This window comes from Streptomyces coelicoflavus (assembly GCF_045041415.1).
Taxonomy (GTDB): domain Bacteria; phylum Actinomycetota; class Actinomycetes; order Streptomycetales; family Streptomycetaceae; genus Streptomyces; species Streptomyces coelicoflavus.
Genome location: NZ_CP108218.1, coordinates 1,523,968 through 1,544,658, shown reverse-complemented (window position 1 = coordinate 1,544,658; position 20,691 = coordinate 1,523,968). Strand labels below are relative to the sequence as shown.

Genomic DNA, 20,691 nt, shown 5'->3' with positions numbered 1-20,691 from the left:
GGCAGGCGTGTACGCGGAGCGGGCGTCCCGGCTGAGCGGGGCGGTGGTGTGGACCAACACGCCGTCCGGGCCCGGTCCCGGACGGGTCCTCCCCGACGGCTGCATGGACCTGCTCTGGTACGACGGCCGGCTCCTGGTCGCGGGCCCGGACACCCGCGCCCACGTCACCGGGAGCGCCCAGAGGCCCTGGGCCGGTGTCCGCTTCTACCCCGGCACCGCGCCCGCCCTCCTCGGCGTCCCCGCCGACGCCCTGCGCGACCGCCGCGTCGACCTCACCGACCTCTGGCCGGCCGACCGCGCGCGGCGCCTGACCGACCGGGTGAACGCGGCCCCCGACCCGGCGACCGGCCTGGAGGAGGCCGCCCTGTCCCGGGCCGCCGACACCGCACCCCCGGACCCGCTCCTCGGCCGGATCGTCGCCGCCCTCGACGCGGGCCGCCCGGTCGCGGCGACCGCCGACGCGCTCGGCATCGGAGCCCGGCGCCTGCACCGCCGCTCCCTGGCGGCCTTCGGCTACGGTCCCAAGACGCTGGCCCGCGTCCTGCGCCTGCAACGTGCCCTCGCCCTGGCCCGGGCCGGCACGCCCCTCGCCGAGACGGCCGCCCGGACCGGCTACGCGGACCAGGCCCATCTGGCGCGGGACGTACGCGAGTTGGCGGGAGCCACCCCCGGCGAGCTACTGCGCGGGGGCTAGCGGCGCGAACAGGTCGACGCCGTGGCCGTCGGGGTCGTTGACGACGGCGTACCGCTGCCCCCAGGGAGCGTCCCAGGGCTCGCGCTCGCCCTTGCACCCGGCTCCGGTCAGCTCGTCGTAGAAGGCGTCCACCTCGGCGGGCGTGTCGCACAGCAGGGCGAGCGAGTGCCGCCCGCCCCCGGCCGGCGGCTGCCACCCCGGGGTGAAGGAACGGACGGACTCCTCGGTGTCCAGCAGCAGCCGGATCCCGCCCGGCAACTCGGCCTCGGCGTGCGGCTGCTCCTCGCAGCCCGGCGGGAACGCGAAGCCGAGCCGGCGGTAGAAGGTCACGGAGGCGGCCATGTCGGAGACGACGAGGCCGATGGCGTTGAATCGTGCGGTCATGGGCTCACCGTAGGCGGGGCGCGCGAGCCCGGTCTTGAAGAAATCGGACACCAGGCCGCCGCGCGCCTCAGATGCTGCTCAAGTCCGTTGAACGGCACGGGGTGTCCCGTCGATCATTGCTGCATGTTCGGACGACTCGCCCCACCGGAACTCAACGTCCTCGTCCTGCGCGACACGGACGTCGCCGCTCACCGCATCCGTCAGGCGCTCGCCGAGGCGACGCCGGAGGAGCGGCCCGGACTGGAGCGCGCCGCCGCCCTGGTCGAGCAGTCCGCCGCGGAGCCCGACGCCGCACTGCTCGCCCGCTGGGTGCACGAACGCCTCGCCGCGGCCGGCCACGAGGGCCCCGTCGACTCCGTCCGGGCCGTCAAGACCCTGCGCGAGGCGGCCCCCGGACTCAGCCTGCGCCAGGCCGTGAAGCTGACGAAGGACGCCGCCGCCCACCAGCCCTAGCACCGCTTCGTTGACACCTCCGCAACCCCAAGCCCTTGCCTGCGGCGGCCGACCACGGAGTGCTCCGTGGTCGGCCGCCGCCGTGCGGGCCTGTCCGGCCGTACAGCCGTACGGCAGGCAGTGGGGTGCCAGGTGAAGGGCAGAGGGTCCGGCAGGAGCCAGGTGGCCGCCGCCGCTCCACTCACCAGGGCCGTCGCCCAGCCCACCCAGGGGCGCCCGGACAGGGCCCGGGCCGCGTGCGCGGCCTCGGAGGTGACGACCACGCCGCAGACCAGCGCCAGGAACAGGTCGTCCCAGGCCGCCTCCGGCCGGCCGACGACGAGCCAGCCCGCCGCGCACCCCGCGAGGCCCACGGCCATGTACGGCCACGGCGCGTACTTCGCCGGGTCCGGCACGGCGCGTACGCGGTGCGTCAGGATCAGGACGATGTCCGCGACGATCGCCGCTATCGCAATCACTGGTCCTCCATCATCAGAACTTGCATGCCTTCTTCAGGGCCGGGATGCCCAGCAGGGCCGCGACCGCCTTGCGATGCGCCGACGTCAGCTTGCGGCGCTTGGCGTAGGTCTGGATCAGCTTCGCGGTCTTCTTGACCCCGATCTTCTTCACCAGCTTCACCGCGGTCAGGACCCGCTTGGAGCTGCCCGCCGGGGTGAAGGTGAAGATGAACCCCGACACCGCCAGCGCGCACTTGGCGATCTTCTTCGTGGTGGACCACCAGGAGGGGTCGATCACGATCGGGAAGGCGCTGTTCGCGTCGAAGTCGACGTGCTGGACCAGCTTGTCGCCCACCACCTTGTAGGCGGTCGGCACGTCGTTGCCGGCGGCGTCCTTGGCCCAGGGGGCGTCGAAGAAACCGGCGGCGTCCGAGGAGGGCGCCTTCTCGGCGTTCTCGTCGTCCGCGGCGTAGAGCGAGACCGAGCCGTCGTCGTGCGTCACGGCCTTCATCCCGGCGGGGATGGTGAAACCGGTCTCGTAGTCGTGCGGCGCGCTGCCGTCCTTGAGGATGTTCAGCGTGCGCGAGCCCCCGTCGACGGTGGGCTGTACGACGGTGTCGACCGGCCCGGACGACGTGTAGACGACGTTGCCGCCGACCTGGGTGCCCTTGGTGCCTGCCGCGGGGATGGTCAGCTTGTTGGGCATCAGGTCGTTGCGGATGTCGATGGCGTTGTTCCTGCCGTCCCAGGGAACGGAGACCACGTTGTCCTCGGTGACCGCGACGGCGGCGTAGGAGGAGTCCGACGAGGTGGCGGCGGTGACGTCCGCGGCGTCGGAGTACGTGTTCGCCAGGCCGAGGGCGTGCTCGGCCGCCGTCGGCCTCCACGCTGTGTCGACGGTGAAGCGCACCGGGTCGGACCAGCCGTTGGCGTAGTGCGTGCCGTCGTAGGCGGTGGTGCGGAAACTGTAGGTGTGGCCGGACACGAGCTTGCCCGCCGGGACCTTCACCCGCGAGGTGCTGTTGGCCGGCACCGGGGCCGCGTTGACGGTCGTGACGACCTTGCCGGTCGCGGTGTCGGTGATCTCGTACGTCCCGGTGATCTCGTCCTCGCCGTTGGTGTCCACGGTGGAGAACCGCAGGACGGGCGTGGTGGTGTTCACCCGGAAGATGCCACCGGACGAGATGAAGGGCGCACCCGCCTGGAGGTTCACCCCGTTGTACGGGCGGTAGTTGTACGTCACCTCCACGGTCGGAATCTGGTTCTCGTCGACGGCGTTGGCGGACCGGAACCGCTTCCAGCCGTACGTGTCGGACTCGTCGGTGGCCTTCAGCGCCAGGGAGCCGGTCTCCGCCCGGGCGGAGGACCAGGTCTGCGCCAGTTCGGTGACGTCGGCCGTGACCCAGCCCGCGTTGTTGCAGCTCGCCGACCCGGTCTCGGTGGAGGTGGCGATCTTCTCCGTCATCGCGGGCTGCTTCGTCCACCGGGTGGTGGTGTCGGCGGCTCCCGCCGACCACACCTCCCAGGGGCGCTTCCCGCACGACCAGGAGTGGTAGTTCCACAGCTTCAGCGACGCCTTGGACACCAGCGCGTCGGCGAAGTTCGCAATGCGGAAGGTCAGGAACGACCGCGCGACGCGCTTGGTCGTGCCCTCCTTGTCACCGGGCCAGCCCACCTTGAGGTCGGTGCTCGCGGACTGGTCGGTGGTGTCGCCGCCCTGCACGAAGGTGTCGAAGAGCGTGTCGAGGGCGTCCGTCGCCGGGTCGACGGTGACGGGGTACCGCGTGCCCTGGGCGGCGAGCCAGTCGGTGTCCGGGTGCAGGGCGAGCTGCACGGTGGTGCCGGACTGGGTGACGTCCATGGCGACGCGCCTGCGGTTGACGTGCTCCCCGGAGCGCGGGTCCACCTGGCTGTCCCACATCGTGGGGGCCGGCATCGTCGCGACGGTCCCGCCGGAGTCGTCCACGAAGTCGACGCCGCCGCCGGTGGCCACCTTGGCGGTCATGCCCTCGGGCAGCACGATGGGCAGCACCAGGGGCGCGCCGCCGCGCGGCGCCCGCCGCAGCTCGAGGAACTGCTCGAAGCCGGTACGGGTGGCCTCGACTATCAAATCGCCGCCCGGGACGGCATTCTCGTAGGTGGCGGTGTGGCCGGACAGCTGTGGTGCGGGCAGGCCACCCTTCCACTGGACGGCGATCCGCTCGTCGCCGCTGCCCAGGGTGACCAGGTCGCGGGCCTGCGTCCGCGGTGCGGCGGCGGCGCTGCGCAGCGAGGGCGCCGGCGTGCCGCCCTTCCCGGCCAGGGCGAGCCCCTGTGGGTGCGCCTTCGCGACGACGTCACCGTCGGCCTTGCGGCGGAGGTCGACGTCGACGTCCGTCCAGCGCCCGTCCTTGAGCATCCGGACGGGCGCCACGGAGGTCTCACGGGTGAGGGTGCCGTCGGGGTTGGCGAAGACGGTGTCTGTCTCGGTGCGCATCTGCAGGACCTCGACCCGGTGGTCTTGCATCCGCGCGGCGGTCTGTGCCGCGTCGACGCTCTCGGCTCCGGCGATCGGGTGTGTCCTGAGCTGGTCGACCGCCTCCAGCAGCCCGGAGACGGCGCGCTCCGCCTCGGTGTCCCCGGGACCGGTCCCACCGGCCGCGACGGCGACGTTGGGCGTGGCCAGGAGCACGGCGGTGGCGGCCAGGTGTGGAGAGACGGCGTGAGCGGGCTGGACCGGGCCCCACCGAAGTCGCCCCCCCCGGGGGGAACGCCTGTACGGCAGGATGGCCGCATGATTCGTCATGCGCGTGTCCTGCCGGTGCTGGTGCTGGCCCCGCTGCTGCTCACTGCCTGCGGTTCCGAGAAGGCCGGCGACCCCGTCCCGTCCGCCTCCGCCTCCGCCTCCGCCGCCGGTCCGGCCGTGGCCCCCGGCACCGGCGAACTCGCCTCCCGCGCCCAGGCGATGGGCGTGGCCCCCGAACTGGTCTACGTCACCGAGGCCCCCGGCTTCACCCTCGCCGAGCAGTCCGTCGGCGTCCTCGGCGACGACGGCTTCTCCGCCACCTGGGTCGACGGCGACACCAACGCGCTACTGCGCCTGGCCGTCGACCGGGGCTCGATCACCGCCGACACCTGCCCCGAGCAGCCCGTCGGCGACATGTCCGGCGAGCACACCACCTGCGAGCGCGACGGCGACGCCTGGTACCGCACCGGCGCCGGACGGCACGAGTACGCGCTGCCCGAGGAGGGTCACGTCGTACGCGTCTCCGCCGAGACGGACGCCGTACCGCGCGACGTCCTGCGCGCGGCCGCCCTCGCCGCCCACCGCCCCGACGCCGCCGAGACCGACCGGCTCCTGCCCTCCGCCGAACCCGCGCCCGCCACGCCGGTCGAGCGCGGCGACCTGCCGCCGTTCGGGGACGGGGCCCCCGACAACCACGTGGACGTGGGCGGCTGACCCGGCGCCCCGGCGCCCGGTGGACCGATTACGCAGTGAAGGTCGCCACCGTGTCCAGACCGGCCTGCCGCAGCGTCCGGTGGACGGCCGGGCGGGCGCCCCGGACGGTGAGGGCGACCGGCTCCGGCGTGCGCGTCACCGTCCGCAGCAGCGCGTAGGCGCAGGCCAGGTCGATGTGGTCCAGGCCGCTCATCTCCAGGGTCCAGGCCTTCGGCTCGCGCAGCCGCGGGTCGAGGAGCAGCTCCTCCAGCACGCCCAGCGCGGGCGCGTCCAGGTCTCCGGAAAAGGCCAGTACCGCGTGCTGCCCGTCGGCCTCGGCGATCCTTACGGGTGCGTCCGTCACGGCAGCCTCCTCGGTCGCGCATCGCGTGCGTGGTCTCCATTGTCCCCCAGCCGCGGCGGCAGGGGCCTCCCGGAATAGATCCCCGGTCGCGTGGCGCTATGCCTTGAGCGGTACGAGAGTGCGGCGAAGGGCTGGTGGGCGCATGCGGTCAGGCCAGACGGACCCCGTGGTCAGGACGGTTCACGGCGCGGTACGCGGCAGGTACGAGCACGGTGTCGCCGTCTTTCGCGGCATCCCCTACGCGGCACCCCCCTTCGGGCCGAGCCGTTTCCGCCCGCCCGTACCCCCCGAGCCCTGGGACGGCGTCCGCGACGCGGGCTCCTTCGGCCCCACGGCCCCGAAACCGCCGTACTCCGAGGCCTTCGCCCGGTACCTGTCCGACCCGGTGATCGCCGGCGACGACTGCCTCAACCTCAACGTCTGGACCCCCGAGCCCGGGCCCGGCGCCCGCCTTCCGGTCCTGTTCTGGCTGCACGGCGGCGCGCTGACCAGGGGCTCCTCCGCCGTACCGGTCTACGACGGCCACACCTTCGCCCGCGACGGCGTCGTCTGCGTCTCGATCAACTACCGACTGGGTGTGGAGGGCTACGGCCTGTTCCCGGACGCCCCCGCCAACGCCGGCCTGCGCGACCAGATCGCCGCCCTCCGGTGGGTGCGGGACAACATCGCGGCCTTCGGCGGCGACCCCGACCGGGTCACCGTCGCCGGGCAGTCCGCGGGCGCCATCAGCACCGGCGCGCTCCTCGCCGCGCCGCGGGCCCAGGGGCTCTTCCGGCGCGCCGTGCTCCAGAGCGGGGCACCCGAGGCCGCCGACCGCGACAAGGTGCGGCGCATGGTCCGCCGCATGGCCGCCCGCCTGAAGATCCCCGCCACCGCCGAGGCCTTCGCCGCCGCCGACCGCGAGCAGCTGCTGCGCGCCCAGGCCGAGGTGGGCCGGTTCAGCAGCCCGGTGCTCGGCGGCCCCGGGTTCGGCCTCGTCGTCGACGACGACGTGCTGCCCCGCGACCCGCTGGAGGCGCTCGTCGACGGCGACGCGGCTCCGGGCGTCGACCTCATGCTGGGCTGGACCCGCGACGAGTACCGGCTCTGGCTGGTCCCCGGCGGCCTCGTCGACCGCGTCGACCGCCTCGGCGCGGTGGCCCTCGCGGGTGCCCGCGCCCGCTGCCACTGCGGCAACGAGGTGATCCGCGGCTACCGCGCGGCACGTCCCGACGCGGGGACCGCCGAGATCGTGGGCCAGCTGGTCACCGACCACCTGCTGCGCATCCCGATGCACCGCGTGGCCGACGCGCGGCCCGGGTCCACGTATGTCTACGACTTCGCCTGGCCGTCCAACCTGCCCGGCCTCGGCGCCTGCCACGCCCTGGAGCTGGGCTTCGTCTTCGACTCCGGCGACGGCCCCGACGCGCGCAGACTCGCGGGCGAGGGGGCGCCGCAGGAGCTGGCCGACGCGATGCACGGGGCGTGGGTGCGGTTCGTGGAGTCCGGCCACCCCGGGTGGCAGGCGTGGGACGCCGCGCATCCCGTACGGGTCTTCGGCGACGGCGCCCCGCACACGGCCTACGGCCCGCTCGACCCCGAGTACGACCTGTGGAAGGCCGGCGTCACCGGGCCCCGAGGAACGCGGCCCAGGCGTCTGGTCCGACGGTGACGTGTCCCTGCGGGGCTTTGGAGTCGCGGATGTGGATGGCGGTGGGTTCGACGGCCACCTCGACGCAGTTGCCGCCTTCGCTACCGCTGTAGCTGGACCTGTGCCACTCGTAGGCGACTTCGATGCAGTTGCCGCCGTCGCTGCCGCTGTAGCTCGACTTGAACCATCGAAGTGCGCTGCCGCTCATTGGTCTCCTAGCAGACGGTCCAGAAAGTCCCCCGAGTCCTCAGGGGTGAGGGCCTGTGACCGCAGCATCGCACACCTCTGCGTGAGGATGGCCACCTCGTCGGGAGCAGCGATCAGTTGGCTGCCCCGTTGTGTCTCTGTATAGGCGAGCCGTTGGTGGTCTGGGGTCTCCAGGAGCACGAACGGCCCGTCGAGGGCCGCGTGCGCGGTGCGTGCCAGCGGCAGGACCTGAATTGCGAGATTCGGGAGCTCACAGCACTCTCGCAGGTGACGGACCTGTTGCAGGAACACCGCTCTGCCGCCCAAGTGGTCTCGCAGCACGGCCTCCCAGATGACGAAGCAGGTGATGGGCGGGACCCTGCGGTGGAAGAGAGCCTGGCGCTCGACGCGAGCCGTCACGTGACGTTCGACTTCGTCGTCCTCAAGGGCCGGGATACGGCTGCGGAACACCGCTCGGGCGTAGCCCTCGGTCTGAAGCAGCCCCGGCAACACCTGGTTCTCGTAGGAGGAGATGACGATTGCCTCCCGCTCCCTGTCCAGATACTCCTCCGCCCACAACGGGACCAGATCCACCTCCGGCATCTTGCTCAACGCGATCGACAACGCCCCCTTGGTCTGAAGGAGTTCGTCGAGCTGCTCGGCGAGATCCGGCTTCAGCGGGCGTCGGCCCTGTTCGATCGACGCGATCTGCTGCTCGCCGATGACGAAGCGATCACCCAGGGACCGCTGGGTGTGCCCCGCCGCCTGCCGGTAAAGCGCGAGCAGCGCGCCCACCATCTTCATCGCGGAGGCGTTCCTCCGTGTCGTCGTGCCCATGAGGTCGAACTCCCCACCCGCGCGCGTACGTTCACCAACGCGCACCCGTACAGCCCGGATGTACGGCCATGCGCACTGTCCCATCATGACCACGGAGCGTGACCCTCGTCACGTGAACAGTGAAACTCCACCCTCGTCCCCACGCGAACGCCTCTACCGCCGCGAGCGCCGGTCCGTCCCCGCCGCGCGGGCGTTCGCGAGGGAGACGCTCGCGGACTGGGGCGTGCGCGGGCGCGCGGACGACGTGGTGCTGTGCGTCAGCGAACTGGCGACCAACGCCCTGCTGCACGGCGTACCGCCCGGCCGGGGCTTCCTGCTGCGGCTGTGGCTGCTGCCCTGCGGGGACGGTGTACGCGTCGAGGTCCACGACAGCGGGGACGGTGTGCCGGCGGTGCCGCTGGAATCCGGCGGGTCGGACGAGGGCGGGCGCGGGCTGCTGCTGGTGTCGGAGCTGGCGGACAAGTGGGGCGTGACGGAGCGGGAGCCCGGCAAGGCCGTGTGGTTCGAGTACGGCGTCCCGGCGGACTGACGGGGCACACCCGTCTGCCCTCGGGGGCCTTCACCGGATCTCCACGCTCCGTCACGTGCGACGCGTCAGGCCCAGCAGCCGTTCACGGTCGCGGCGAGCCCGTCCATCGCGTCCTTGATGTCGCTCGGGTCGGCCGTCGAGTTGTTCTCGATGAAGGAGAAGATCCGCCAGTCGCCGTCGTCGGTCCGGGTGACGCCGCTCAGGGCGATGGCGCCCGTCAGCGTGCCGGTCTTCGCGTGCACCTTGCCGACGGCGCACTCGGAGTTGGGGTCGTCGAAGCGGCCCCACTCCGGGCCGAGGCTGGCACCGGCCTCGCCGGAGACCGGCAGGCCCTCCAGGATCGAGCCCAGGGCGGGGGACTCCGTGATCGCGTCGAGGAGCTGCGCGAGGGTCGCGGCCGGGATGCGGTCGGCGCGGGAGAGGCCGCTGCCGTCGTGCATCTCGAAGTTGTCGAGGGAGATGCCGTACGAGCTGAGCACCTGGCGGACCAGCGCGGTGCCGGCCTCGAAGGTGCCCGGCTTGCCCAGCTCCACGGCCGACATGCGGAGCAGGGTCTCGGCGATGTTGTTGTCGCTGGTCTTGAGCATCTTCTTGACGATGTCCGACAGAGGCGCCGACTTGTGCTGGGCCACCGGCACGTCGGACTGCTTCGCCGTCGTGCGCGACACCTCGCCCTCGACCGTGATGCCCTGCGCGGCGAGCTTCTTCGCGAAGACCTTGCCCGCGTCGATCGAGGTGTCCTGGACGGCGGCACCGTCGACGACGAGGGAGCGGACCGGCGCGACCTCGGTGGGGTAGTAGCCCTCGTTCCAGCCCTCGGCGAGGCTCGGGTCGGCGAACAGGCTGTCGTCCACCCGGACCTGGACGTCGGTGCGGCCGGCCGCCTTGAGGCCGTCGGCGGCGGTCCTGGCCAGCTCGGCGACGTCGTCGCCCGTGAGGGTGCGGTCACCGCCGCCGACGAGGGTGAGGGTGCCCTCGCCGTACACGACCTTGGTGGTGAACTCGTGGTTGGCGCCCAGCAGCGTCAGGGCCGTGGTGGCCGTGGCGAGCTTGGCGTTGGAGGCCGGCATGAGGGCGGTGGAGCCGTTGTGGTCCCACAGGGCGGTGTCCGAGTCGGCGTCGAGCACGACGCCGCTGACATCGTTGCCCAGACGCTCGTCGGCGAGGCGCTCGTTGAGGTTCTCGACCAGCTGCGCGTCGTCGGCGGCGAGGTCGTCGACCGAGATGCCCTGCTGCTGCGGGGCGCTGCCGTCGGCGGCGAAGGCGGAGGTCCCGGCCAGCGTGGCGGAGGCCACGGGCACGGCCATCGCGAGCACGAGGGCCCGGCGTGCGCCGACGCGGCTCACTCTTGCTTTGCGGTGCCTGCGCCGCCCGCCGGGGGCGAATGTGTGCGTGGGGGTCTCGTCCGGCGTACCAGTCATGAAGTGAAATCCAAAGATCGGTTACTTCGTTCTGTGGGGGTGAAGCGCTGGGCACGCTACCAGCGCCATATGAAGGGCACGGACGGAAACTGACGGGATGTGAAAGTCCTGCGACCGAATCGCGGAACGGCTGTCCAGGGGATCGCGTGAAAGGGGATCCCCCGGCGCCGGACGGGCAGTGCCGCTGCCCTTCAGGGCGCCGGGACACCGGATTCCGGGGCATCGCCGCGCCACCGCGCCCGCACCGCCCAGCCACCGGCCACCGTGAGGGCCGCCACCGCCCCGGCGGCGATCAGCCGTCCGAGCCCGGAGCCGGTCCCGCTCACCGGCACCGCGGCGGCGGCCGCCACGACGCCCGCTCCCGCGCAGGCCGCCAGCGCCTCGAACCACGCACGTGCGGTCCCGCGGCCCCACCGCCACGGCCACGTCTCACTCGTCACCAGGTAGGCGACCAGCAGTACGACCACGCAGCCGGCCTCCCACCAGGCCGGATCGCCGAACGCCGCGACCACCACCACGCCCGCCGCGAGCAGCGTCGTCCGGTGGCGCAGCAGCCGGGCGGACCAGCCGGCCGCCACCGACGGCCGCCGGTCGAGCGAAGGAGCCGCCCACGCCGCGAAGGCGATCGCGCCGACGAGCGGCACCGCCTGACCCGCCGTGGTCACCGTCGCCCACGGCCGCCACGCCAGCACCACGGCAGCCACCGCGATCACCCGCACCGGCACGGTGCCGATCCAGTACCCCAGGTACTCCCGAAGGCCCACCCGGGACTCCAGCGCCGTCATCCCGCGCGCCCCCTTCCGCCGACCCGCCCCGACAGCAGCGGCGCCAGCGCCAGATCCAACGACTCGCCCGCCGTGTGGCGGAGCACCGGCACCCCGCTGTCCCGCAGGGCGAACCGCATCGCGTCGCGCTCCGCGCGCCACAGCCGCAGGCCCAACTCGCCCGTCTCGTCCCCGGGTTCCACCCGCGGGTCGCCGCTCGGGATCTCCACGACGACCGGGCGGCGCCCGCGCGCCTGGACGTCCCGCAGCACCGACAGGATCCGTGCGTCGCTGAGCGGGGTGAACACGTACACGAGGGCGCCCTCCGGCAGCGCGGGCGGCGGGACCCGCTCCAGCCCGTCACCGCCGAAGGTGCGGTCCTTGCGGACGTCGAGGACGCTCTCGACGATGCGGTAGAACGCCGCGTCCCCGGTGCCCGGCGTCAGCCAGCGGGTGGTGCCGCCGGTCGAGACGACCCCCACCCGGTCATGGGCGCGCAGATAGGCCCGGGTGAGTCCGGCGGCGGCGCGTACCGTCTCGTCCAGGGAGGACAGCCCGGTCACCGGGTCGACGACGTCCCCGAACGCGTCGAGCAGCATCACGGTGTCGGCGGCCCGCTCGGCGGCGAACCGGTGCAGCTGCACGGCGTCGCGCCGGGTCGTCGACGGCCAGTGGATGCGCCGTTGCCGCTCCCCGGGAACCCAGGGCCCCACCCCGACGACCTCGACGCCCTCCCCGGGCTGCGGCGAGGCGTGCTCGCCGAGCCGCTGCGGCAGCCGTACCGGGATCGGGGTGAACCTCGCCTGTGCGGCGTGCGGGAACACCGACACGTCGGGGGCCTCGACCCGCACGGTGCGGCGCACGGTGCCGCCGGGGTCGTACACGTCGAGGTCCACCGGGCCGAGCGACCAGCGGCCCCAGGTCGACGCCGTATGACGCAGCGTCACCGAGGACCGGCCGACGGCCACCTCGTCGAGGCGCAGGCCGGGACCGAGCGTGACGCCCGGGTCGAGGCGCACGGCGTTGCCGTCGTGGGCCACCTCGACGCGGACGGTGACCGTGTCACCCTCGAAGCAGCGCCTAGGCTCGACGGTCACCGACGTCTCGACGCGGCGGGCGGGGGCGCGGGGCAGCGCCAGCGCGAGCAGGACCAGCGGCGCCGCCGCGAGTGCGAGCAGCCAGCCCCGGCCGGTGAGCAGGGCGGCGGCCAGCGCCACGGCGGCCACGGTCAGCAGGCGCAGCGTGCGCTCGCCCGGACGCGGACCCCCGGCCGGCCGGGGCGGCGGGGGCGTCGGCGCGGTGCGGCCCTCCAGGGCGCGGTCCACCAGCGCGTCCGGCCGGGGATCCGGTGCCGGTACCGCCTCCGGTACCGTCCCCGGTGCGGACGGGGTCACGACGGCACCGAGGCCGTACGCCGTGTCGTCGGCGTACCGACGCTGTCGACCAGCTCGCGCAGCACGTCGTCCGTGGACAGCTCGCGCACCCACAACTCGGGTCGCAGCGACACCCGGTGGGCCAGCGCGGGCACCGCGAGGTCCTTGATGTCCTCCGGGACGACGTAGTCGCGGCCGTCGAGCACGGCGCGGGCGCGGGCGAGCTGGACCAGGGCGAGTCCGCCGCGCGGCGAGGAGCCGATGCTGATCTGGGGGTGGCCGCGGGTCGCGCCGACGAGCGCGACGGCGTACTCCAGCAGGTCGTCGTCGATCTCCACCCCCTCGACGACCGCCCGCCACGCCAGCACGTCCTCCGGTCCCGCCAGCCTTTCGAGTACGGCCTCGGGCGCGGCCCGGTCGATGCGGGCCCGCAGCATCGCCAGCTCCTCCGGGGCGGTCAGGTACCCCATCCGCACGCGCAGTTGGAACCGGTCGAGCTGGGCCTCGGGCAGCGAGTAGGTGCCCTCGTACTCCACCGGGTTGGCGGTCGCGATCACGAGGAACGGGTCGGCGAGCGGCCGGGTCTCGCCGTCCACGGTCACCTGCGACTCGGCCATCGCCTCCAGCAGCGCGGCCTGCGTCTTGGGCGGCGTCCGGTTGATCTCGTCGGCGAGCAGGAGGTGGGTGAAGACCGGGCCCGGGTGGAACACCATCTCGCCGGTGCGCTGGTCGTACAGCGGCGTCCCGGTGACGTCGGAGGGCAGCAGGTCGGGCGTGAACTGGATGCGGCGGAAGTCCAGACCGAGGGTGGTGGCGAAGGAGCGGGCGAGGAGCGTCTTGCCGAGACCGGGCAGGTCCTCGACGAGGACGTGACCGCCCGCCAGCACGGCCAGCATCACCTGCTCGAGGGCGTCCTGCTTGCCGACGACGGCACGGCCGATCTCGCGCAGTACGGCACCGGCCTGCTCGCCGACCTGCTCGGCGGTGCGGAGCGGGGGCGTGGAGGTAGTCGTCACTTCGCTTGGTCCTTACCGGTACGGGAGGTGCGGGTGCGGGTGCGGGTGCGGGTCGGGGCGTGGTCGCGGGGTGCGCCGAGGGCTACGAGGCGGTCGACGAGGCGGCGCAGTACCTCGACGGGTACCGCGCCCCCGGGGCCGCTGTCCGGCGGCACGGGCCCCAGCCACGGCCACAGCTCGGGGCCGACCAACTCGGCGGCCCGCTCGGGCTGGTGCTCCAGGGACACGTGGTGGTGCTCGGCGAGCGCGGCGGCGTACAGGCGGCGCAGTTCGATGCGGAGCACCGCGCGGTAGTACAGGGCGCCGTCGGGTCCGGTGGAAGTCTTGACGTTGCGCCGCCACTCGCCCATGCCCGGGGCCCGGGTCCGCAACAGCCGCACCTCGTCCCGGTACGCGGAGTCGACCGCGCCCGCCCCGGTGACGTACCGGACGACGAGCACGGCCACGGCGACGATCAGCGCCACCAGCGCACCGGCCGCCGCGGGGCCGTCGAGGAGCAGGACGAGCAGCAGGCCCGAGCCGGCGACCGCGCCGCCCAGCAGCCCCAGCCGGGACAGCGTCAGCATGTCCTGCCCCGGACCGTCCTCCAGGAACCGGTTCACCGCTCGGCCTCCCCGTCCCGGACCGGGTCCGGTGCCCGGTCCCCGAGCAGGGACGCGATCTCCTCCAGCGCGGCGGCCGCGGCCGCCCGGTGCGCGCCGTCCATCGGGTGCGAGGAGTAACGGGCCTCGCGGAAGAGGGCGGTGAGGCGCGGCCCTGCCGGGCCCGGGGCGAAGCCCGCGTCGGCGGCACGGGTGAGCAGGTCGGCCGGACTGTCGGAGGCCTGCCGCCGCACACCGGACGCGGCGAGGGCGTCCTCCATCGCGGCGTAACAGGCGATGACGGCGGCCCGGGCGTCGTCGTCGGTGCCGGCCAGGGCGCGGCGGCCCGAGTGCACGGCGGACAGCAGCAGTCGCGCGTCGTCGTCCTGCGGCTCGGTGCTCCCCAACGGGCCCGGACGGTACGGCAGGCTCAGCCGGTACCTGCGCAGCCGCCGTACGACGGCCACCACGACGAGCACGACGACGACCGCGGCCAGCACGACGAGCACGAGACGCAGCGGCAGGGAGGAATGGTCCCCCGAACCGGGCGGGCGCTCCTGGGGCGGGGGAGTGGCGAACGTCGGTTCGGGGACCGGCTCCGTCGCCAGGGGCGGCGGCGGGCCGGGCGTGCCGTCGCCGGTGGAGAACCGGTGCAGGACCAGGGCCAGTACGCCGACGACGGCCGTCGCGGAGAGCAGCAGGGGCGCGGCGGCCTCCCGCAGCCGTTCCTCGACCGGCGGCAGGTCCATGCGCTCCGCGCCGAACCGGGGGCGAAGGCGCCGGACGGCCGTCCAGACCCCCGCCGTCCAGGCGGCGGACGCCCCGATCGCGACGATGCCCCACTGGCCGAGCGGCCCCCGGCCGGAGTGCAGCAGCCCCTCCGCGGGCCGCAGCGCGAGCGCCGCGACCGCCAGGGCACCGACGACTCCGACGGCGACCACCGCCCCCGGCGCCGCGCGGTGTCCGGTCCGCCCGCCCCGACCCATGCCGTTCGCTCCCCCCGCTGCCCCGTCGAACCCGTCGCCCCCGAACGCCTGTTCAGCGCCATCTTGGCACATGCCGCACCGGCCTCCCGGGGCAGCGCCTCCGCGGCCGAGGCGATCGACCGCGGCGCTCCCGGCGGCGGCCCGTGCCGGTCAGCCCCGGTAGCGGGCGCGGCCCACGGCGGCGGCCACCGTCAGCGGGACGGTGAGCACCGCCGCGGTGAGGAACAGGCCGTGGTAGGCGTGGCGTTCCGCGGGACCGGCGGCGACGGCGCTGGCCAGGGCACTGCCGACGTAGAGGGCCACCCCGAACATCGCGACCCCGGTCGCACGGGCCGCCGGGGACAGCACGGTGGCCCAGGACTGGATCGTGGAGTGCATGAACGACCAGCCGCCGCCCAGCAGCAGGGCGCACACCACCAGCGCGGGCACCGACCGGTCGGCCGCGGCACAGCCGAACGCCACCGTCATCTGCACCCCGCCGGCCACGATCAGCCGGACCGGCGTCCACCGCCCGACCAGCCGCTTGACCAGCTGCGCCGCGGCCATCGAGCCCACGCCGTACAGCGCGGTCACCGCACCGGCCAGGGCGGCCGAGGCACCCTGGGCCTCCAGCGCCGGCGCGAGGTACGTGAGGAAGCCCAGCAGCACGGCGCCCTCGAACAGCGCGACGGCCATGACGTACCACTGCCAGCGGGAGCGCAGGACGACGGCGAAGGGGGCGAACAGCGCGCCGGGCTCCGCGCGCGGCGGTTCCGGCAGCCGGCGCAGGGCGACGACCAGATAGGCGGCGATCAGGCCCGGCAGGGCGAAGACCACGCGCCAGCTCGCGTAGTGGGCCAGTACCCCGGCGACGACGGTGGCCACGGCGGTGCCCAGCGCGAAGGCGGTCATCAGCTCGCTGAGCGGCCGCTGGCGTACCGCGGCGGGCACCGTGTCGCCGACGTAGGTGATGGACGCGGCGATGGACGCGGCGAAGCACGCCCCGGCCACGACGCGCGCCACGATCAGCACCGTCGCGCCGGGCGCCAGCACCGAGGCGAGCGCGGCGACGGCGGCCCCGGCCAGGGAGATCCGCATGACCCGCACCCGGCCCAACCGGTCGCTCGCCAGGCCCCAGACCGGCTGCATCAGGCCGTAGGCGAGGAAGTAGCCGCTGGCGGCGAGCATGACCGTGGTCAGCGGGACGCCGAGCCGGGTGCCGATGACCAGCAGCATGGGGGTGATGCAGAACCGGTCGAAGTTGCTGACGAACCCGGCCGTGCGCAGGAGCCGCAGGGTGGCCGCGGGCATGGGCGCCGCCGGGCGCGCGGAGGCCGGGTCGGCGGGGCCGGCCGGAGGCGGTGCGGAGGTGGTCGGTGACGAGTCGGCCGGGTCCATGGGAGTGCTCCTCGGGTGGTGGTCGCCGGACGGTCCGACCGGCCTGTCCAGCTCATCACCGCGGCCGGCCCGCCCGGCCCCGCAGCCGATTACCCTTGCTCACAGCCTGGGGCGCGGTGCGTCGCGCCGGCCCGGGCCGGTGGCGCGGGGAGAACCGAGGAGGACCGAGGACGTGAACGGCGGGGGAGCCGGCGACCCGCGGCGCGAGCTGGGAGCCTTCCTGCGCTCCCGCCGGGAGCGGCTCGGGCCGGCCGACGTGGGGCTGCCCGGCTCACCGCGACGGCGCACCCCGGGCCTGCGGCGCGAGGAGGTCGCCGGGCTGGCCGGCGTCAGCGCGTCCTGGTACGCCTGGCTGGAGCAGGGCCGGGTCCGTACGTCGGAGCAGGTGCTGCGGTCGTTGGCGCGGGCCCTGCGGCTGAACGCCGACGAAACCGCGCACGTGCTGTCCTTCGTCGAACGGGCCGCGCCGGCCGGGCCGCCGCCGGGATGGGTGTCGCCGAACCTGCTGTCGCTGGTCGAGTCGCTGGCACCGCATCCGGCCGCAGTGCTCGACCCGCACTGGGACCTGCTGGCCTGGAACGCGGGCTACTCGGGACTGCTGACCGACCTGGCGCGGCTGGCGCCCAAGCAGCGCAACCTGCTGTGGCTGGTGTTCCGCTGGCCGCCCGCCCGTACGCTGCTGGCCAGTTGGGAGTCCGAGGCGCGGAGTCTGCTCGGCCAGTTCCGGGCGAAGGCGGCCCGGCACCCGCAGGACGGCCGGTACGCCGAGATCACCGGGGAGCTGCTGCACGACCCGGACGCCGCCCGCTGGTACGGCCGCCGGGAGACGGCGGCGTTCCACCCCGCCGTCCGCCATTTCCGGCACCCGGTGGCCGGTGATCTCCGCCTGCGGTACGTCAAACTCGCTGCCGTGGACGAGCCCGGCCACCACCTGCTGGCCTACCTGCCCGACGACCGGGCGACGGAGGAGGGGCTGGAGCTGCTCGCAGGGCAGCGGTGACGGCCCGGCCGCGCGGGGGGCGGCTGCCGGGCCGTCGGGTGCACCGGGACGGGCGGCGTCAGGACGTGAGTACGGCCTTGATCACCGACCCGTCGGCGACCGCGTCGAGCGCGTCGGCGTGCCGTTCCAGCGGGAACGGCGTCACCAGCCCAGCCAGGCCGAACCGGCCGGTGAGGGCGGGCAGCAGCCGCACGTACTCGACGAGATGGGCACCGGTGAAGGCCCAGGAACCGACCACGTCGAGTTGCCGGTGGACGATCTGGTGCGGGTTGAGCGTGGTGTCCCCGGCGTCGGTGTACTGGCCGATGACGAGGTAGCTGCCGCCCCGGCGCGCCAGGCCCAGGCCCTGGCCGACGGCGGCCGGCACACCGGCGCACTCGATCACCAGGTCGGCGCCGTCCCCGCCCACCGCGGCCCGCGCCCGACGCAGGACCTCCGCGGGGTCGTCGGCACCCGCGATGTCCAGGTGGACGTCACCGATACCGGCGTCGGCGGCCCGCTCCAGCCGGCCGGCCGGGCCACCGACGACCACCACCTTCGCGGCCCCGGCCAGCTGCGCGAAGGCGGCGGCCGCCAGCCCCACCGGACCGCTGCCCTGCACCACCACGGTCTCCCCGAGCCGCACCGGCCGCCTCTCGAACAGCGCGTGCGCCACGGTGGGCCCGGCGCAGGCCAGCGACATGGCGGCCAGCGGGTCCGTGCCGTCGGGCACCTTGATCACGGCGGTGCCCGGCTGGAGCACGATGTGGTCGGCCCAGGCCCCGGACAGCTCCGGCCCGTCGGCCAGGGCCCGGTTCACGCCGTAGGTGCGGCGCCGCTCGCACAGGGTCGGCTCACGGTGCAGCCGGCAGGGCGGGCAGACCCCGCAGGAGATGGAGGAGGCCCACATCACCGTGTCACCGGCCGCCAGTGGTGTCCCGGCGGCGTCCCGGTCGGTGCCGGGCCCCAGCTCCCGTACGACACCCAGTCCCTCGTGGCCCAGGACGAGGGGGACCGGGATGTCCAGGTGGCCCTGGCACAGGTGCAGGTCGGTCCCGCAGACACCGCCGTAGCCGCAGGCCACGACCATGCCGCCGGCGGGCGGCCCGGGCAACGGGAACGTCCGCAGCGACAGCGGCCTGCCGAACTCCTCCAGGACGACGGCGCGTCCGGTGGCGGCGGACGTCGCGGCGCGGGCGGTCACGACGCCACCGCGCACGGCACCTGGGAGAACGGGGCCGCCAGCGGGCGCAGCGGCGCGGTGTCCCGGCACACCACGTAGTCCGGACGGGGCTCGCCCTCCGGCCGCGGAAGGTTCCCGGTGTCGTTGTAGGTGGCGATCAGCAGCCGGCGTGCGAACGGCGACATGTTGGGGGACGAGCCGTGCACGATCTCCGGGGAGAACAGCACGACGGAGCCGGCCGGACCCTTCGGGCTGGTCATGCCGTGGCGGTCCACGTACTCCGCGAGCTGCCCCGGCGACAGCGATATGTCGTCCGGGTCGAGGTGCTGCTCGGACCTGGCGGACGCCGACCGGCCCTCCCGGACCAGTCCGCGCCGGTGCGAGCCGGGCAGGAAGATGACCGGGCCGTTGAACTCGGTGACGTCGTCCAGGAAGACGCCGATGTTGACCTGGCGCGGGGCGGGCAGACCGTCGGCGATGCGCCACGCCAGGAAGTCCTGGTGCCAGGCCCACTTGTCGCCGCCGAAAGGCGGTTTGGCATTGATCTTGAACTGGTAGACGTAGACGTCGTCGCAGAGCAGTTGACGCACCGGTGCCAGGATCCGCGGGTCGCGGACCAGTCCGGCGTACTCCTGCTGCCGCTGGTGCGAGGAGTAGACGGCGCGGACCTCCGTGCCGCCGTCCTCGGTCACCACCTGCGGCCCGGGGACCTTCGCGTCGCGCTCGAAGGCGGCGCGCAGTGTCTCCACCTCCTGAGCGTCGAGGAGGGATTCGAGCATGAGGAAGCCGCGCTCGTGGTACTCGGCGGCCTGTTGCTGGGTCAGTCGCATGCGCTTCTTCTCCTGGTTGGTCGGGGGACGGAGGACGGGGGGACGGGGGACGATGCGGAGGTCATCCCATGAAGTGGCCGCCGTCGACGACGAGTTGCTGCCCGCTGACGTAGCCGCTGTGCGCGCTCACCAGGAACTCCAGGGCGTCGGCCATGTCCTCGGCCGTGCCGAGCCTGCCGCGCGGAATGGTGTCCAGGACGGCGCCGAGCCGTTCCGGGTCGTCCAGGCGGTAGCGCTCGGTCACCTCCTCGGTGTCGGTGAACCCGGGCAGCAGGGCGTTGACCCGGACGTGCGGGGCGAGTTCGAGGGCCAGGCACCTGGTGAGCTGGAGCAGGCCCGCCTTGCTCGCGCAGTAGTTGGCGCCGTCGGCGCGGGGCCGGATGGCCGTGGTGGAGGCGACGTTGACGACGCTGCCCCCGCCGGCCTCCACCATCGCGGGGGCCAGTGCGCGGGTCAGGTGGAAGGGGCCGGAGAGGTTGGTGGCCAGGACCGTGTCCCAGTCCCGGTCGGTCATCGACAGGAACGGTCGGTCGCGGTTGACACCGGCGTTGTTGACGAGCACGGAGGGTGCCCCGTGGCGGGTGGTGAGCGACGCGCAGACCGCCCGGACCTCCTGCGGCCGGGCCAGGTCGCAGCGCAGCGCCTCGATCCGGCCGTCACCGGCCTTCTCGGTCCGCCGCGCGGCGTCGTCGTCACCGCGGTAGAGGGCGACCACCCGGTGGCCGAGGGCGGCGAGCCGGAGGCTCAGCGCCCGTCCGATGCCGCGGGTGCCGCCGCTGACCACGGCGAGGGTCATGACACCTCGGCGACGAGGTCGCCGCGCTTGAGACCCGAGCCCGCGGGCACCTCGGCCGGGTCCGAGCCCAGGCCGGCGACGGCGTTGTGCTCGTCGACGAACACGACGTCGGGGACGAAGGAGGCGGCCTCCTCGTCGGTCATGGCGGCGTAGGCGATGAGGATGACGAGGTCGCCGGGGCTGATGAGCCGGGCTGCGGCTCCGTTGATGCCGAGGACGCCGGTGCCGGCCGGGCCCTCGATGACGTACGTGGACAGCCGGGCGCCGTTGTCGATGTCGACGATGTCGACCTTCTCGCCGGGGAGCAGGCCGGCGGCGTGCATGAGGTCGGAGTCGACGGTGACCGAGCCGACGTAGTGCAGGTCGGCCTGGGTGACGGTGGCGCGGTGGATCTTCGACTTCATCAGGGTGCGGTACATGCGGACTCCTTCACGGGGCGGGGGAGACGGACGG

23 protein-coding genes are annotated in these 20,691 nt (G+C 74.0%); 6 read left to right on the top strand and 17 right to left on the bottom strand.

The genetic code is table 11. The annotated features are described in order from the left end of the window. Nucleotides 1-7: 7 nt before the first annotated feature. The gene (locus OHA99_RS06885; RefSeq protein WP_405694711.1) at nucleotides 8-694 is read left to right on the top strand and encodes a helix-turn-helix domain-containing protein; all 687 of its coding nucleotides are present in this window, start codon (nucleotides 8-10) and stop codon (nucleotides 692-694) included. Here the strand turns inward: OHA99_RS06885 and OHA99_RS06880 are convergent. Then, entirely contained in the window at nucleotides 677-1,078 is a 402-nt protein-coding gene (locus OHA99_RS06880) for a VOC family protein (protein WP_153177329.1), read from the bottom strand. The genes OHA99_RS06885 and OHA99_RS06880 overlap by 18 nt on opposite strands. A gap of 123 nt (nucleotides 1,079-1,201) precedes the next feature. Here OHA99_RS06880 and OHA99_RS06875 point away from each other — a divergent pair, with 123 nt between their 5' ends. Further along, entirely contained in the window at nucleotides 1,202-1,531 is a 330-nt protein-coding gene (locus OHA99_RS06875) for a hypothetical protein (protein ID WP_153177328.1), read from the top strand. Here OHA99_RS06875 and OHA99_RS06870 read toward each other — a convergent pair. Both OHA99_RS06870 and OHA99_RS06865 read right to left on the bottom strand, forming a co-directional pair. Next, nucleotides 1,528-1,989, bottom strand: a complete 462-nt coding sequence (locus OHA99_RS06870) for a hypothetical protein (protein ID WP_405694708.1) — start codon at nucleotides 1,987-1,989, stop codon at nucleotides 1,528-1,530. The two genes, OHA99_RS06875 and OHA99_RS06870, sit on opposite strands and share 4 nt — an antisense overlap. Before the next feature lie 13 nt (nucleotides 1,990-2,002). Further along, on the bottom strand, nucleotides 2,003-4,639 hold the full coding sequence (locus tag OHA99_RS06865) for a DNRLRE domain-containing protein (protein WP_405694705.1): 2,637 nt from the start codon (nucleotides 4,637-4,639) through the stop codon (nucleotides 2,003-2,005). A gap of 102 nt (nucleotides 4,640-4,741) precedes the next feature. Between OHA99_RS06865 and OHA99_RS06860 the strand changes: the two genes are divergently transcribed. After that, nucleotides 4,742-5,407, top strand: coding sequence for a hypothetical protein (locus OHA99_RS06860; RefSeq protein ID WP_153177325.1), 666 nt, complete (start codon nucleotides 4,742-4,744; stop codon nucleotides 5,405-5,407). 28 nt (nucleotides 5,408-5,435) lie between these two features. On the opposite strand, the gene OHA99_RS06855 is transcribed toward OHA99_RS06860, so the two are convergent. After that, on the bottom strand, nucleotides 5,436-5,750 hold the full coding sequence (locus tag OHA99_RS06855; RefSeq protein WP_153177324.1) for an STAS domain-containing protein: 315 nt from the start codon (nucleotides 5,748-5,750) through the stop codon (nucleotides 5,436-5,438). 142 nt (nucleotides 5,751-5,892) lie between these two features. Between OHA99_RS06855 and OHA99_RS06850 the strand changes: the two genes are divergently transcribed. After that, on the top strand, nucleotides 5,893-7,401 hold the full coding sequence (locus tag OHA99_RS06850) for a carboxylesterase family protein (RefSeq protein ID WP_366471204.1): 1,509 nt from the start codon (nucleotides 5,893-5,895) through the stop codon (nucleotides 7,399-7,401). On the opposite strand, the gene OHA99_RS06845 is transcribed toward OHA99_RS06850, so the two are convergent. Then, nucleotides 7,355-7,588 (bottom strand): DUF397 domain-containing protein, encoded by a 234-nt coding sequence (locus OHA99_RS06845; RefSeq protein WP_153177322.1) that lies wholly within the window; start codon nucleotides 7,586-7,588, stop codon nucleotides 7,355-7,357. The two genes, OHA99_RS06850 and OHA99_RS06845, sit on opposite strands and share 47 nt — an antisense overlap. Continuing rightward, the gene (locus OHA99_RS06840; protein ID WP_228126079.1) at nucleotides 7,585-8,403 is read right to left on the bottom strand and encodes a helix-turn-helix transcriptional regulator; all 819 of its coding nucleotides are present in this window, start codon (nucleotides 8,401-8,403) and stop codon (nucleotides 7,585-7,587) included. Before OHA99_RS06840 ends, OHA99_RS06845 begins: the two co-directional genes overlap by 4 nt. Before the next feature lie 85 nt (nucleotides 8,404-8,488). Between OHA99_RS06840 and OHA99_RS06835 the strand changes: the two genes are divergently transcribed. Next, nucleotides 8,489-8,932: an ATP-binding protein gene (locus OHA99_RS06835; protein ID WP_366471205.1), complete on the top strand. Its 444-nt coding sequence runs from the start codon at nucleotides 8,489-8,491 to the stop codon at nucleotides 8,930-8,932. Between the two features lie 65 nt (nucleotides 8,933-8,997). Here the strand turns inward: OHA99_RS06835 and dacB are convergent, their stop codons facing one another. From dacB to OHA99_RS06800, 7 genes are all read right to left on the bottom strand, one after another. Continuing rightward, nucleotides 8,998-10,353, bottom strand: a complete 1,356-nt coding sequence (dacB, locus tag OHA99_RS06830) for a D-alanyl-D-alanine carboxypeptidase/D-alanyl-D-alanine-endopeptidase (protein WP_381502907.1) — start codon at nucleotides 10,351-10,353, stop codon at nucleotides 8,998-9,000. Between the two features lie 191 nt (nucleotides 10,354-10,544). Beyond that, entirely contained in the window at nucleotides 10,545-11,138 is a 594-nt protein-coding gene (locus OHA99_RS06825; RefSeq protein ID WP_405694701.1) for a hypothetical protein, read from the bottom strand. Further along, complete coding sequence (locus OHA99_RS06820; protein ID WP_405694699.1) at nucleotides 11,135-12,511, bottom strand: DUF58 domain-containing protein; 1,377 nt, start codon at nucleotides 12,509-12,511, stop codon at nucleotides 11,135-11,137. The genes OHA99_RS06825 and OHA99_RS06820 overlap by 4 nt, the downstream gene beginning before the upstream one ends. Continuing rightward, nucleotides 12,508-13,506, bottom strand: a complete 999-nt coding sequence (locus OHA99_RS06815) for a MoxR family ATPase (RefSeq protein WP_366471207.1) — start codon at nucleotides 13,504-13,506, stop codon at nucleotides 12,508-12,510. The genes OHA99_RS06820 and OHA99_RS06815 overlap by 4 nt, the downstream gene beginning before the upstream one ends. Continuing rightward, on the bottom strand, nucleotides 13,503-14,108 hold the full coding sequence (locus OHA99_RS06810) for a hypothetical protein (RefSeq protein ID WP_405694697.1): 606 nt from the start codon (nucleotides 14,106-14,108) through the stop codon (nucleotides 13,503-13,505). The genes OHA99_RS06815 and OHA99_RS06810 overlap by 4 nt, the downstream gene beginning before the upstream one ends. Continuing rightward, nucleotides 14,105-15,073, bottom strand: coding sequence for a DUF4129 domain-containing protein (locus OHA99_RS06805; RefSeq protein ID WP_405694695.1), 969 nt, complete (start codon nucleotides 15,071-15,073; stop codon nucleotides 14,105-14,107). The genes OHA99_RS06810 and OHA99_RS06805 overlap by 4 nt, the downstream gene beginning before the upstream one ends. A 150-nt stretch (nucleotides 15,074-15,223) precedes the next feature. After that, complete coding sequence (locus tag OHA99_RS06800; protein WP_405694694.1) at nucleotides 15,224-16,450, bottom strand: MFS transporter; 1,227 nt, start codon at nucleotides 16,448-16,450, stop codon at nucleotides 15,224-15,226. Between the two features lie 172 nt (nucleotides 16,451-16,622). On the opposite strand from OHA99_RS06800, the gene OHA99_RS06795 reads away from it, so the two are divergent. After that, complete coding sequence (locus OHA99_RS06795; RefSeq protein WP_228126077.1) at nucleotides 16,623-17,450, top strand: helix-turn-helix domain-containing protein; 828 nt, start codon at nucleotides 16,623-16,625, stop codon at nucleotides 17,448-17,450. Between the two features lie 58 nt (nucleotides 17,451-17,508). Here OHA99_RS06795 and OHA99_RS06790 read toward each other — a convergent pair whose 3' ends face one another. The 4 genes from OHA99_RS06790 to panD form a co-directional block, all read right to left on the bottom strand. After that, nucleotides 17,509-18,633, bottom strand: coding sequence for a zinc-binding dehydrogenase (locus tag OHA99_RS06790; protein WP_405694692.1), 1,125 nt, complete (start codon nucleotides 18,631-18,633; stop codon nucleotides 17,509-17,511). Then, a complete protein-coding gene (locus tag OHA99_RS06785; RefSeq protein ID WP_153177313.1) occupies nucleotides 18,630-19,442 on the bottom strand; it encodes a phytanoyl-CoA dioxygenase family protein in 813 nt (270 codons plus the stop codon). The genes OHA99_RS06790 and OHA99_RS06785 overlap by 4 nt, the downstream gene beginning before the upstream one ends. A 61-nt stretch (nucleotides 19,443-19,503) precedes the next feature. After that, a complete protein-coding gene (locus tag OHA99_RS06780) occupies nucleotides 19,504-20,238 on the bottom strand; it encodes an SDR family NAD(P)-dependent oxidoreductase (protein ID WP_282882579.1) in 735 nt (244 codons plus the stop codon). Continuing rightward, nucleotides 20,235-20,657, bottom strand: coding sequence for an aspartate 1-decarboxylase (gene panD, locus OHA99_RS06775; RefSeq protein ID WP_087789120.1), 423 nt, complete (start codon nucleotides 20,655-20,657; stop codon nucleotides 20,235-20,237). Before panD ends, OHA99_RS06780 begins: the two co-directional genes overlap by 4 nt. Nucleotides 20,658-20,691: the final 34 nt, after the last annotated feature.